Genomic DNA, 12,996 nt, shown 5'->3' with positions numbered 1-12,996 from the left:
CTACACTCAATAAGGTTATTGGGTGCGCAAATAAAATAAGGAGTGAAGCAATGTCGTTCGAATTACCTGCATTACCATACGAAAAAATGGCGCTGGAACCTCATATTTCGGCAGAAACCCTCGAATACCATTACGGTAAACATCATCAGACCTATGTCACGAACCTGAACAATCTCATTGCGGGTACGGCTTTCGAAGGCAAATCCCTGGAAGAGATTATTCGGACTTCCGAAGCGGGCGTTTTCAACAACGCAGCGCAGGTGTGGAACCACACTTTCTACTGGCACTGCCTGGCACCAAATGCGGGCGGAGAACCAACAGGTGAACTGGCACAGGCGATTGCTGCAAGCTTCGGCAGCTTTGCTGATTTCAAAGCAAAATTTACCGATGCGGCGGTGAAGAACTTTGGCGCAGGCTGGACCTGGCTTGTGAAAGAGGCAGACGGCAAACTGGCCATCGTTTCAACCTCAAACGCCGGCACGCCGCTGACCACCAGCGCAACCCCGTTGATGACCGTGGACGTGTGGGAACATGCGTATTACATCGACTACCGTAACGCGCGCCCGAATTATCTGGAACATTTCTGGGCGCTGGTAAACTGGGACTTTGTGGCGAAGAATTTCGCTGCATAACGAAAACGCAGAAGGGTCACCCCTTCTGCGCTAGTATCTACTCCGCAACGCAGACCTGTTCAGGCTGACGACGACCCGACAGCAGCACCAGAAGCAAGCCAAAACCGGCTATCACCGCTCCCATCACTGGAACCACGCTGTAGCCCATTCCGCTGGAGATGACCGCACCACCCGCTGCCGCACCAAGCGCATTCCCGAGGTTAAACGCCCCGATATTCACCGAAGAGGACAATCCCGGCGCTTCGCTGGCAACCCGCATCACCCGCATCTGCAGTGGAGGCACCACGGCAAAGGTAGCGGCGCCCCATACCACCATGCTGATGGCTGCACCAATTTCACTGCGCGCCAGCCACGGAATGGCAAGCATGATGACAATCAGCAGCAGTAAAAAACCTTTCAGCGTGGCGGTGACCGAGCGATCCGCCAGCTTGCCGCCCAGATAGTTGCCAATGGAAAATCCGACGCCAATCAACACCAGCATGGCGGTGACAAACGCGGGTGTCGCATGGGTAATATCGCGCAACACCGGTGAGATATAGGTATAAAGGGTAAACATTGCCCCGGCACCCAGCACGGTGGTTAACAGCGCAGAAAGCACTTGCGGACGCAGTAACACCGCCAGCTCTTTACGCACCTCCGGACGCTCACCCGCGCTCCCTTTCGGTAAAGAGAAGTAGAGGGCGACCATCGCCACCATACCTAACCCGGCCGTGGCGAAGAAAGACATACGCCAGCCAATGGTTTCCCCCAGCCAGGTAGCTGCCGGAACGCCGCCGATATTGGCGATGGTGAGACCCATAAACATGGTCGCCACGGCGCTGGCCTGCTTATGTTTAGGTACCACGCTGGCCGCGACCACCGAGCCGAGGCCGAAGAACGCCCCATGATTAAGGCTGGTCAGGATGCGCGAGAGCATCAGGGTGCTGTAATCCGGCGCTACGGCAGAGAGCACATTGCCGACGGTGAAAATTGCCATCAGGAAAATAAGTGCGTTGCGGCGTGCGCGGTGAGAGAGAAGAAGCGTCATCAACGGCGCCCCCACCATCACGCCGATGGCATAAGCACTGATCAGCATCCCCGCCGTCGGGATAGAGACATCTACGCCACGGGCAATTACCGGGAGTAATCCCATGGGAGAGAATTCAGTCGTGCCAATCCCGAAGGCACCTATCGCCAGGGCCAGCAGGGGAAAATTGATTTTCATACGTCAACTCCAGAAACCGTGTCTTGATGCGACACAGAACAGTGAAGGCGAAAGCATGACATCAATCACAAAAAATGAGAAGTTAACAATTGCGCAAAAGATTTTTGCCAGAAGGGTAACAATCAGGAAAGGCAGGAGGGAGATGATACTCCCCCCAGTCACTCAGTGCAGAATCGCGGTAAAACTTGCCGCAACAATCAGACCCAGAACAATGATGGTGGTTGTCAGCGAAAACTTAAGATCGGTATTCATCAATTTTTCTCCTTATAATCCCCCCACGAAAAGTGAGCCTGCTCATTTTTACACAACTTACGCTAAAAATCTTGCAGGATTTAGTGCGATATCCGTTTTTGCTCTTCCCCTTTTGGTCAAGATCAGACAAAATTCCAGGCTTAATTTATTAGCGTACCGGCCATTGACCCCCTCCTGACGTCCTGTGTCGTTTTCCCGGCGTACCGCAATTCAGATTGCGCAATTAGGGTGAGAGAAGGCAATCGTTTACCTTTCGGTTTTTCAGGAGTTTAGGATATGGTCTGGAGTGACATCTAATGGCAACAATCAAAGACGTAGCGAAACGAGCAAACGTTTCCACTACAACCGTATCACATGTAATTAACAAAACGCGTTTTGTCGCTGAAGAGACGCGTAATGCCGTCTGGGCGGCGATCAAAGAGCTGCACTATTCACCGAGCGCGGTCGCTCGCAGCCTGAAAGTGAATCACACCAAATCTATCGGCTTGTTAGCAACCAGTAGCGAAGCGCCCTACTTTGCCGAGATTATCGAAGCCGTGGAGAAAAACTGCTTCCAGAAGGGCTATACCCTGATTCTTGGCAACGCGTGGAATAACCTGGAAAAGCAGCGGGCCTATTTATCGATGATGGCGCAAAAGCGTGTCGACGGTCTGCTGGTGATGTGTTCAGAGTACCCGGAACCCGTGCTGACGATGCTGGAAGAGTATCGCAATATCCCGATGGTGGTGATGGACTGGGGTGAAGCGAAAGCTGACTTTACCGACTCCGTTATCGATAACGCCTTCGAGGGGGGTTACATGGCGGGGCGTTATCTGATTGAACGCGGACACCGTGAAATCGGCGTTATCCCCGGCCCGCTGGAGCGTAATACCGGCGCCGGACGTCTGGCTGGGTTTATGAAAGCGATGGAAGAGGCGCTGATCACCGTGCCAGAAAACTGGATTGTGCAGGGCGATTTTGAGCCCGAGTCCGGCTATCGTGCCATGCAGCAGATCCTCTCCCAATCTCCGCGCCCGACCGCCGTGTTCTGCGGGGGAGATGTGATGGCGATGGGCGCGCTCTGCGCTGCAGACGAGATGGGACTGCGGGTGCCGCAAGACATTTCGTTGATCGGGTATGATAACGTGCGCAACGCGCGCTTCTTCACCCCGGCTCTGACCACCATCCATCAGCCTAAAGATTTCCTCGGTGAAACCGCGTTTAACATGCTGCTGGATCGCATCGTCAATAAGCGAGAAGAGTCGCAATCAATTGAAGTGCATCCCCGCCTTATTGAACGCCGCTCGGTGGCCGACGGCCCGTTCCGCGATTATCGCCGTTAATCCTCCTGCGGAGCCAGCGCGTCTGGCTCCCGCAACCACTCCCTGTTCATCGTTTCGCTATCCCCAAGATAATCCAGCAGCCAGGCCAGCGCAGGCGACATGTCATTCTGTTGCCATGTCAGGCAGCAGGCCGCATCCGGGAAGGGATTCTCAAGTTGCAACGCCACCCATTTGCCGGCATCGATCCAGGGGCGGGCAAAATGGGCGGGAACCATCCCCACGCAGAGCCCGGCAGAGAGGCAATCGGCAGAGGATGCCCAGTCCGGGGCAACGATTCGCCGCTGGTTATCCAGCAGCCAGGTAATGCGTTTGGGTAATGAGCGGGAGGTATCTTCCAGCACCAGCGAGGGCCAGCTGCGCAAGGTATCATCGCTGAGCGGCCCTGGCATCGCCGCCAGCGGATGGTGGCTTGCCACCACGCAGTACCAGCTGAGGGTTCCCATATCGCGAAACGCCCAGCGCCCACCCACGGGGATGGCCTGAGTCGCGCCGATCGCCATCTCTACCCGGCCATCGGCCAGCGCATCCCAGACGCCATTGAACACCTCCTGCGAGACGCGCAGCTCCACATCAGAAAAGTGGCGATAAAAATCGAGGATCATCTGGCGGGTACGCTCGGGGCGGACGATATTATCCACGGCGATAGAGAGGTGCCCGCGCCAGCCATTCGCAATCTGCTGGCACTGCTCGCGGGTGATCTGCATTTTTTTGATAACAGAGCGCCCTTCTTTCAAAAACCATGCCCCTGCCGGGGTCAGTTCCACGTCACGGTGGCGGCGTTCAAACAGCGGCACCGCCAGCCACTCCTCCAGCTGGCGCACCGTATAGCTGATGGCAGAAGGCACGCGATGCAGCTCTTGCGCTGCGCCGCTAAAGCTGCCGTTACGAGCTACCGCATCTACGACTTCAAGGGAATATTCTGACCACATTTTCTGCCTGCAAATTTTTTGAATGCAACCGCCAAATATTAGCGTTTCACAAGCGGTATTGCACTCTCTACACTCAGCGGCTGCCACACCTGCATACAAAATGGGGAAAACCATCGTGACACCCGGGAAAGGATTTTTAGTCTGGCTTGGCGGCTTAAGCGTGCTGGGCTTTCTTGCAACCGATATGTACCTGCCCGCTTTTGCGGCGATGCAGGAAGATTTACAAACGCCAGCCGCTGCCATCAGCGCCAGCCTGAGCGTGTTCCTGGCCGGCTTCGCCTTTGCGCAGTTGCTCTGGGGGCCGCTCTCCGATCGCTTGGGTCGTAAACCAATCTTGCTGACCGGTTTAGCGATTTTCGCTGTCGGCTGCCTCGGCATGCTATGGGTGCGCGATGCGACCTGGCTGCTGGTATTACGATTCGTGCAGGCCGTGGGCGTATGTGCTGCGGCGGTCACCTGGCAGGCGCTGGTGACAGACTACTATCCGGCGTCCCGTACCAACCGTATATTTGCCACCATTATGCCGCTGGTCGGGCTCTCCCCTGCTCTCGCCCCGCTGCTGGGCAGCTGGCTACTGGCTCACTTTGACTGGCAAGCCATCTTTGCCGTCTTGTTCGCGATTACGCTGTTGTTGATGCTTCCGGCCTTCACCCTTAAACGCCGTAGCGTGCAGCATGTTAGCGCCGCCGCACCCGTCACCTTCACTACGCTCCTGCGCACCCGCGCGTATCGTGGCAACGTGCTGATTTATGCCGCCTGCTCCGCCAGCTTCTTCGCCTGGCTGACCGGTTCGCCGTTTATTCTCAACGAAATGGGTTACAGCCCGGCCGTAATTGGCCTGAGCTATGTGCCGCAGACTATCGCCTTTCTGGTTGGCGGCTATGGTTGCCGCGCAGCCCTGCAAAAATGGCACGGGCATCAGATGCTGCCATGGCTGCTGGTGTTGTATGCCCTGAGTGTGGTTGCCACCTGGGGGGTCGGTTTTATCCCCGGCGCGAACCTCGTGGAGTTGCTGATCCCGTTCTGTCTGATGGCGGTGGCTAACGGCGCGATCTACCCGATTGTGGTAGCGCAGGCGTTGCGTCCCTTCCCACAGGCCACCGGGAGCGCAGCGGCGCTGCAAAATACATTGCAGCTGGGGCTCTGTTTCCTGGCGAGCCTGCTTGTCTCCTGGCTTATTGCGACACCGCTGCTGACGACCACCAGCGTGATGCTGGCCACCGTGGCGCTGGCGGGGCTGGGCTATCGGATGCAGTATGTAAAAGCATCAGAGCAGCACGAAACGCTGCAGCCAGAATCCTCAGAAGCATAGTGCCGCCAGACATTATGTTAAAAATCAGTTATTAGCCTGCTAACAACTTTCTGTTGAAGGAGGCTTTTTTCAGGCCTATACTGAGTTCGCGGTCTAATAATAACGATACTTATTATGTAGTAACGGGAGCCGGAGCGCTCCCGTTTCACCATGGAAGGCCTTTCGGCAAGGGTCACCTCCCTTCCTCTGTTCTACGTCGGATACTAGCCTCGCGGGAAAGCCGTGAGATTTCTCACAAACCAAAAGAGCGTCTACGCTGTTTAAAGGTTCTGATCACAGCGAGTGATGGAGAAGCTATGAGTTCATCGTGTATAGAAGAAGTCACCATCCGGGACGACAACTGGTTCCGGATCGTCAATGAAATGCTAAGCCGCGCGGGCATCGCGATTAACGGCACGGCCCCCTCTGATATTCAGGTTAAACACCCGGACTTTTTCAAACGTGTCATGCGGGAAGGTTCGCTGGGTCTTGGCGAGAGTTATATGGACGGCTGGTGGGAGTGCGAACGGCTGGATATCTTTTTCACTCGCGTTCTCCGCGCCGGACTGGAAAATCAATTACCCAGTCATCTGAAAGATACGCTGCGCATTGCCACTGCCCGCCTGCTCAACCTTCAAAGCAAAAAACGCGCCTGGATCGTCGGAAAGGAACATTACGACCTCGGAAACGATCTCTTTACCCGCATGCTTGACCCCTTTATGCAGTATTCCTGCGGTTACTGGAAAGAGGCAGACTCTCTTGAACAAGCCCAGCAGGATAAACTGCAGCTTATTTGCCAGAAATTGCAGCTGGAGCCCGGCATGAGGGTGCTGGATATCGGTTGCGGCTGGGGTGGGCTGGCCCAGTATATGGCGCAGCACTATGGCGTGAGCGTCGTGGGGGTGACTATCTCTGCCGAGCAGCAAAAAATGGCACAGACGCGGTGCGAGGGGCTGGATGTCACGATTTTACTGCAGGATTACCGTGAGCTGCGCGATCAGTTTGACCGCATCGTTTCGGTAGGGATGTTCGAGCACGTGGGGCCCAAGAACTACCGCACCTATTTTGAAGTGGTCGATCGTAACCTTAAACCTGACGGGTTATTTCTCCTGCATACCATCGGCTCGAAAAAAACGGACCTGAAGGTGGATCCCTGGATCAACAAATACATCTTTCCGAATGGCTGTTTACCCTCTGTACGCCAGATTGCTACTGCCAGCGAACCGCACTTCGTGATGGAAGACTGGCATAATTTCGGCGCAGATTACGATACCACGCTAATGGCATGGTATTCGCGTTTCCTCGCCAGCTGGCCGGAAATTGCAGACAACTATTCAGAACGGTTTAAACGGATGTTCAGCTATTATCTGAATGCCTGCGCAGGGGCTTTTCGCGCTCGTGATATTCAGCTGTGGCAGGTGGTCTTTAGCCGCGGCGTTGAACACGGCCTGCGGGTCGCCCGTTAAAAAATACCCCGGCTTGCCGGGGTATTTTTTTATGCTTCATCAACAGCCTGTTTTATGGCTGCCTCTTTTGCCGCCAGGACCCGCTCAACGGTGTCAACCACCGCCTGGGTTTGCGGATCGATTTCAATATTGACACGATGGCCCAATTTTTTATTCGCAAGCGTGGTGCGTTGCAAAGTTTCCGGGATTAAGTGCACGCAGAAGCGGGTTGGGGTCACTTCACCCACGGTCAGGCTAATACCATCCACGCCGATAAAGCCTTTATAGAGGATGTACTTCATCAGCGTCGGATCCTGTACCTTGAACCAGATCTGACGATTGTTTTCAGAGGTAAGGATCTTAGAAATCTCGGCGGTAGTCATAATATGACCAGACATCAGGTGGCCGCCAATCTCGTCGCTGAATTTCGCAGCGCGCTCGACGTTCACCCAGTCGCCTTCCACCAGCTCACCCAAGTTGGTAATGCGCAGCGTCTCTTTCATCAGGTCGAAGCTGATCAGATTGCCGTTGATCTCAGTTACCGTCAGGCAGCAACCGTTGTGTGCAACCGATGCCCCCGTCTCCAGCCCGTCGAGCATGGTGTCGGGCAGCGCCACGACGTGGGTACGGAAGTTCGGTTTTTCATCGATAGACACCAGTTTTGCGGTGCCCTGCACAATACCAGTAAACATGCGTACAACTCCTCCAGGATCGGTACGGTGATTCCACCGTTAATCGCATCACAATAACAGTTGGAAATAGAGGTTGCCAGCACCCTGCCCTATCTGACGTTTTTTTCACTAGATAAATGGCTAAACCCCGCTACAATAGCTGAAATTCCCTCTATTTCTTCTTCTTGCTGCCAGTTACGGCGGCTTTTTTAGTCTCTCAAATAACAACAATATCAAAGGTGTTCACGTGCAGAAGTACATGAGTGAAGCGCGTCAGTTATTAGCCCTGGCGATCCCGGTGATACTCGCGCAAATTGCCCAGACCTCGATGGGTTTTGTCGATACAGTGATGGCGGGAGGCTACAGCGCCACCGATATGGCCGCCGTCGCCATCGGCACCTCTATCTGGCTGCCGGCCATTTTATTTGGTCACGGCCTGCTATTGGCATTAACGCCGGTCATTGCGCAGTTAAATGGCTCTGGACGCCGGGACCGCATCGCGCATCAGGTACGTCAAGGATTCTGGCTGGCGGGATTTGTCTCGCTCTTGATCATGGTGGTGCTGTGGAACGCGGGGTACATCATTCATGCGATGCGCAATATCGACCCGGCCCTGGCAGATAAAGCGGTGGGCTATTTGCGGGCTCTGCTCTGGGGAACACCCGGCTATCTCTTCTTCCAGGTGGCTCGTAACCAGTGTGAAGGACTGGCAAAAACCAAACCGGGCATGGTGATGGGCTTTATCGGATTGTTGGTGAACATTCCGGTGAACTACGTCTTTATTTATGGCCATTTTGGTATGCCTGAACTTGGCGGTGTGGGATGTGGCGTCGCCACCGCGGCGGTCTACTGGGTGATGTTCTTCAGCATGATTTCCTACGTGAAGCGTGCCCGTTCGATGCGTGATATTCGCCATGAAGTGCCGTTTAGCAAACCGGATAAAGCCATCATGATTCGCCTGATACAACTGGGCCTGCCTATCGCACTGGCTCTCTTTTTCGAAGTGACGCTGTTCGCGGTTGTCGCCCTGCTGGTTTCGCCGCTCGGGATCGTGGACGTGGCTGGTCACCAGATTGCGCTTAACTTCAGTTCATTGATGTTCGTGATGCCGCTGTCGCTGGCCGCAGCGGTGACTATCCGGGTGGGCTTCCGTCTTGGCCAGGGCTCCACGCTGGAGGCGCAAACGGCGGCGAGAACCGGCATTGGCGTGGGCGTATGTATGGCGGTTTTCACCGCCCTTTTCACCATTATCCTGCGCGAGCAGATTGCCCTGCTTTATAACGATAATCCGGAGGTTATCACCCTGGCCTCACATCTGATGCTGCTGGCAGCGATTTATCAGATCTCGGACTCTATTCAGGTGATAGGCAGCGGTGTGCTGCGGGGTTATAAAGATACGCGTTCTATTTTCTTTATTACCTTTATTGCCTACTGGGTTTTGGGCTTGCCGACCGGCTATATTCTCGCCCTCACCGATCTGGTGGTGGATCGGATGGGGCCTGCCGGATTCTGGATGGGCTTTATCATCGGGCTAACCTCAGCGGCCATTATGATGATGCTGCGAATGCGTCACCTGCAGCGCCAACCGTCCCAGGTGATTTTACAGCGCGCCGCCCGCTAAGTGCACAGTAGCCGCCTGCGGGCGGCTACTTTCTCTTCATTTTGCGCGGGAATGAAGCAATCGCGTGAAATCCGAAAGAAATTTGCAGTTTACCTCTTGCCACCTCCCGCCTCTGCCGCTAATATTCGACCCCGTTGTCACACACAACAATGCGTTCATAGCTCAGTTGGTTAGAGCACCACCTTGACATGGTGGGGGTCGTTGGTTCGAGTCCAATTGAACGCACCATCTCTTCAGTGCGTCCGTAGCTCAGTTGGTTAGAGCACCACCTTGACATGGTGGGGGTCGGTGGTTCGAGTCCACTCGGACGCACCATTCTGTTTTATCTCGTTCATTCCCAGCTTTTTACCTTAAACCTTGTGATGTCTTTAGCTCATCCTGTAGCGACGGGTTAACGCGCTCTCCCCTGCCCGGTTTGCTGATTAGCTAACCCCCAACGGTTTCGTTGACAATCTTGCCTCCGCCAATGCGTTGTCACACTCAGGCCAGGCGGTCAATGGTGTCGAAAAAACAGGCCTCCGTCATGATCACATTCTCACATTCGCTCTCTGGCTGACACATTCATCCCCTGTGCTGACCGGCTATTATGGTTTTGCCTGTTTCAGCAGGCCGTAACGAGCAATAAGTTGTTGCAGATGCTGCTCCGTCAGGCTCTGGTGCGCCGCAGGCCATGGTTCGCCTTTGGGTAAGACAGAGAGCTGGCGCAGCTGTTCTTCTGCCGGGATGGCGCGGTTAAACGACTGCATAATGGCAAATACCTGCGTTTTAAGTTCGCTGACGGTCATATACTTGCCGCGCTTTTCATCCAGCGCACTGAGCTGGTTCGCCAGGTTATGTAGCCCCGTCATCCCCTGATACCAGCCGTTCAGGCCGGACGTGGGTAACGCCTGTGCCGCAACCTGCTGCTGCCACTGCGTCGCCAGCGGTTTTGCCTGCTCAGGCCACAGCGTCAGCGCCTGCTGCACCAGCTGTCGGCTATAGCTAAAGGCCCAGTCCGGCTCTAATTGCCCCAGCCTTGCTAATTGCCGCTTCGTCTGGCTAATCCCCCTTTCAGGCAACAGCAAGCTCGGCGGCAACGTCTTCAACTGCGCCGGAGCAAGCGCGACGGGCAAGGGTGCCAGCGAGGCGGCAAGCTGCGCCTGTAGAGGATCCGGCTGGTGCATCGCCTGCCATCCGCCTACGGTGCCGCCTGCCATGACCAGCATAGTCAGCATTCCGGCGATAAATGGCTTCCACCTCTTTGCGGCTTGTGAGGGGGCGTGCACATACTCGATATGAGGTTGCGGCTCCGGCTTTACGACGTAGACCCTTTTCACAGGATCTGTTGGTTTACTATCGCGAGCGGGGGGCTCTACGTCACCCGGCTCGGCAACAGGAGAGGGGTAAACCGCCCCGGTCGCACCGTCGCTCTTTTCCAGCCGTATCACCGCGTTATGCAGTAACGTGCGCAGCGCAGTCAGATGACCGCCATGATTTAATTCCCGGCGCTGCAATACCTCTTCCAGCGCTTTCAGATGCGCTTCGACCTGGTACATTTGACTGAGGTCGGTGTATCTCAGGGTCAGGGTGCGCATCCCCTGTTGAAGTCGTTTACTGAGCGTGCTGAGGATTTCCACTCGCGCATTAGCAGGATGCGGCCAGAGGTGCTCCCACTGCCAGGAGACCAGCGCCATCAGAACCGTTAACCCCTCGTTCATGCCGGACAACCCGGCATTATGCGTACGGGCAAGCGTATACCAGGCGGCGGTCTGCAACTCGACACCATTATACTCAAACAGCGAAAGGCAGCGTTTCTCGATATAAATCCAGTCGACATCCGGGCGCGCCGGATGGGTCAGTTTGTTGATTTCATCGCGCAGGGCAACATATTCCGCAAGCGTGCGCGGATCGCCACCGGTTTTGAGGTGGCGTTCAGGAAAGGTTGGCATAGTCATTTCCGACAGAAAGAGCGCTAAATTGCGGCGCGAGCGTCCAGGTACTGCTGCTGTTTAAGATGGCGGATTAAGACCCTGCCTTCCGGCATAAACTCGGTACCGTAGCGCACCAGCCCAATGCCCTTTAGTTCCGCATCAATGGCGTAGCGCAGCTCGCCAGGCTGCCTCTGATCCAGCATCACTACGGTGATTTTGCTCAGGCGCGGCTCGTATTTCAGCAGCACGGCGGAGAGCGTCGCGATCAACTGGTGCGCGGTGCCGGGCATCCCCTGGAGGATTCTGGTCATATCAGGCAGGCCGTAGTCCGGCAGATGTGCCAGCGTCCCGGCGCGGCAGTTGAGAATGCGCTGCATGTTGTCCAGCACCGACAGGATGAGCTGATTCTCCTCGCTGACGCTGTTCAGGCCGAAGCCGCCGGCGAAGTTGCCGAAAAGCGTTTCATACAGAGACGGACGTGGCATTTCACTCCTCCTTAAGCGGTTGCAGGGTCAGGCGATTATTGCTGGCTTCAATAATGCGGGGTTTATCCGGGTCGAGGTCGTCACGGGTGAGGACCAGACGCCATGTATCGTTCTCCTGGTCCGGCGACATAAACATCCCCGCCACCGCGACAAACTGTGCCGCCTCTTCCAGCGGCATGTCCAGCGTCATGGATTCTCCTGGACGAAGACGGATATCTTTTTCGGCTACCAGGTCCGCTTTAATGGCCTGGCTGTCATCGGCAAACAGCGACGGATAATCGGTGCTGTCGAAAGCCTTGCGGTCTTTCAACTGGTAAATGCGTACGACCGTCGCCAGCGACGCCCCTTTCGCGTTGTTATTTACCCCCAAGCGCGCCTGAATATCCAGATGCAGGGTTTTAACCTGTTGGTAAAAAATGGAGCGGGTCATTGAGACCGTCCCGTCTTTTACCGTTTGCGTCAGCCCGCAGCCGGTTAAGGCCGTGGCGAGTGTTAATGCCAGCAGCGTAGCGGTGGTGTTACCAGCGGTAATCGCCATCTTCATCGCTCTCCCTTCGGTGAATATTTTCCTGAACGCGCTGATAACGGCCCAGGTGAATGGTGATAACGTCATTAATGTTTTGCTGCGCATTGAGCGGCCGCAGTACCGCCGTCCGTCCGATCTGGCTCCCCTGGACGTCATTGCACGCCAGCCGGGCATCCGGCAGCAGATGCCGCGCTACGCACAGCTGCATCCGCACGTCCAGATGCGATCCCAGATAGACATGCAGCAGCGCCATCAGATCGCCGTGCAGCTCCCCGCCGGGTAGCCAGCCGCGCACCTCTTCGGGGTTATCTGAGGTCAACTGCAACAGCACCTGACCATTCACGTCCGTTCCGTGCGTGCCCATGACAGGGCGAATCCGCAGGCCAATCGGCCGCTGCGTACTCATGGTGAGCGGATGCTTCAGCTCGATGCGGCAACGGTCGTGGGGATACACCGTCGCACGGGTATCCGGTGCCAGGAGTTGAACCAGCGCAGCGATCCCCTCCGCCGTGCGCCCCGGTAGCAACATGACCGGCAGCAGCGCCAGAAAGCGCGACAGCGGCGTGGCGGTATTGTCCGCACAACCGGGTAGACGACGTAGCAGGATGGCTGGATTTTCCATGAGATTCTCTCTTTGTCAGTTCCGGGCACGCTACCGCCCCTCGCTGTTGACTTACCAAAGCGCATCAGGTCAGGCAGGCAGATTGT

The 12,996-nt window shown here is 55.8% G+C and carries 12 protein-coding genes, 2 tRNA genes and 1 pseudogene; 7 read left to right on the top strand and 8 right to left on the bottom strand.

Annotated features, from left to right (window positions below; all coding sequences use genetic code 11):
- The first annotated feature begins 50 nt into the window (after positions 1-50).
- A complete protein-coding gene (gene sodB / locus JZ655_RS09250; protein WP_207293624.1) occupies positions 51-632 on the top strand; it encodes a superoxide dismutase [Fe] in 582 nt (193 codons plus the stop codon).
- A 37-nt stretch (positions 633-669) separates the two neighbouring features.
- Here the strand turns inward: sodB and JZ655_RS09245 are convergent, their stop codons facing one another.
- Positions 670-1,836 (bottom strand): MFS transporter, encoded by a 1,167-nt coding sequence (locus tag JZ655_RS09245; RefSeq protein WP_207293623.1) that lies wholly within the window; start codon positions 1,834-1,836, stop codon positions 670-672.
- A gap of 162 nt (positions 1,837-1,998) precedes the next feature.
- A complete protein-coding gene (gene cydH, locus JZ655_RS09240; RefSeq protein WP_040075924.1) occupies positions 1,999-2,088 on the bottom strand; it encodes a cytochrome bd-I oxidase subunit CydH in 90 nt (29 codons plus the stop codon).
- Between the two features lie 296 nt (positions 2,089-2,384).
- On the opposite strand from cydH, the gene purR reads away from it, so the two are divergent.
- Positions 2,385-3,410 carry an HTH-type transcriptional repressor PurR gene (gene purR, locus JZ655_RS09235; protein ID WP_040075925.1) on the top strand — a complete coding sequence of 342 codons (1,026 nt, stop codon included), beginning with the start codon at positions 2,385-2,387 and terminating at the stop codon, positions 3,408-3,410.
- On the opposite strand, the gene punR is transcribed toward purR, so the two are convergent.
- Positions 3,407-4,339, bottom strand: a complete 933-nt coding sequence (punR, locus tag JZ655_RS09230) for a DNA-binding transcriptional activator PunR (protein ID WP_046885967.1) — start codon at positions 4,337-4,339, stop codon at positions 3,407-3,409. The genes purR and punR overlap by 4 nt on opposite strands.
- A gap of 115 nt (positions 4,340-4,454) precedes the next feature.
- Between punR and punC the strand changes: the two genes are divergently transcribed.
- Together punC and cfa are read left to right on the top strand one after the other, a co-directional pair.
- On the top strand, positions 4,455-5,651 hold the full coding sequence (gene punC / locus JZ655_RS09225) for a purine nucleoside transporter PunC (protein ID WP_207293622.1): 1,197 nt from the start codon (positions 4,455-4,457) through the stop codon (positions 5,649-5,651).
- A gap of 296 nt (positions 5,652-5,947) precedes the next feature.
- Positions 5,948-7,096: a cyclopropane fatty acyl phospholipid synthase gene (gene cfa, locus JZ655_RS09220; protein ID WP_207293621.1), complete on the top strand. Its 1,149-nt coding sequence runs from the start codon at positions 5,948-5,950 to the stop codon at positions 7,094-7,096.
- A gap of 29 nt (positions 7,097-7,125) precedes the next feature.
- On the opposite strand, the gene JZ655_RS09215 is transcribed toward cfa, so the two are convergent.
- Positions 7,126-7,767, bottom strand: a complete 642-nt coding sequence (locus JZ655_RS09215; protein ID WP_046885965.1) for a riboflavin synthase — start codon at positions 7,765-7,767, stop codon at positions 7,126-7,128.
- A gap of 226 nt (positions 7,768-7,993) precedes the next feature.
- Between JZ655_RS09215 and mdtK the strand changes: the two genes are divergently transcribed.
- The 3 genes from mdtK to JZ655_RS09200 all read left to right on the top strand — a co-directional run bounded on the left by mdtK (position 7,994) and on the right by JZ655_RS09200 (position 9,682).
- Entirely contained in the window at positions 7,994-9,367 is a 1,374-nt protein-coding gene (mdtK, locus tag JZ655_RS09210; RefSeq protein WP_207293620.1) for an MATE family efflux transporter, read from the top strand.
- Between the two features lie 151 nt (positions 9,368-9,518).
- Positions 9,519-9,595, top strand: a tRNA-Val gene (locus JZ655_RS09205).
- 10 nt (positions 9,596-9,605) lie between these two features.
- Positions 9,606-9,682: transfer RNA gene (locus JZ655_RS09200), tRNA-Val, on the top strand.
- Positions 9,683-9,951: 269 nt separating this feature from the next.
- On the opposite strand, the gene JZ655_RS09195 is transcribed toward JZ655_RS09200, so the two are convergent.
- The 4 genes and pseudogenes from JZ655_RS09195 to JZ655_RS09180 all read right to left on the bottom strand — a co-directional run.
- Positions 9,952-11,295: a VasL domain-containing protein gene (locus JZ655_RS09195; protein WP_207293619.1), complete on the bottom strand. Its 1,344-nt coding sequence runs from the start codon at positions 11,293-11,295 to the stop codon at positions 9,952-9,954.
- Positions 11,296-11,318: 23 nt separating this feature from the next.
- On the bottom strand, positions 11,319-11,762 hold the full coding sequence (gene tssE, locus JZ655_RS09190; RefSeq protein ID WP_207293618.1) for a type VI secretion system baseplate subunit TssE: 444 nt from the start codon (positions 11,760-11,762) through the stop codon (positions 11,319-11,321).
- 1 nt (position 11,763) lies between these two features.
- Positions 11,764-12,300, bottom strand: a complete 537-nt coding sequence (gene tssJ, locus JZ655_RS09185) for a type VI secretion system lipoprotein TssJ (protein ID WP_207293617.1) — start codon at positions 12,298-12,300, stop codon at positions 11,764-11,766.
- Positions 12,281-12,880: pseudogene (locus JZ655_RS09180) on the bottom strand (type VI secretion system baseplate subunit TssG); the annotation flags it as partial. The gene tssJ and the pseudogene JZ655_RS09180, both read right to left, overlap by 20 nt.
- Positions 12,881-12,996 lie beyond the last annotated feature (116 nt).

The sequence above is a fragment of the Leclercia pneumoniae genome (genome assembly GCF_017348915.1).
GTDB classification, from domain to species: domain Bacteria; phylum Pseudomonadota; class Gammaproteobacteria; order Enterobacterales; family Enterobacteriaceae; genus Enterobacter; species Enterobacter pneumoniae.
This window is presented reverse-complemented; position numbering and strand designations above follow the sequence as displayed.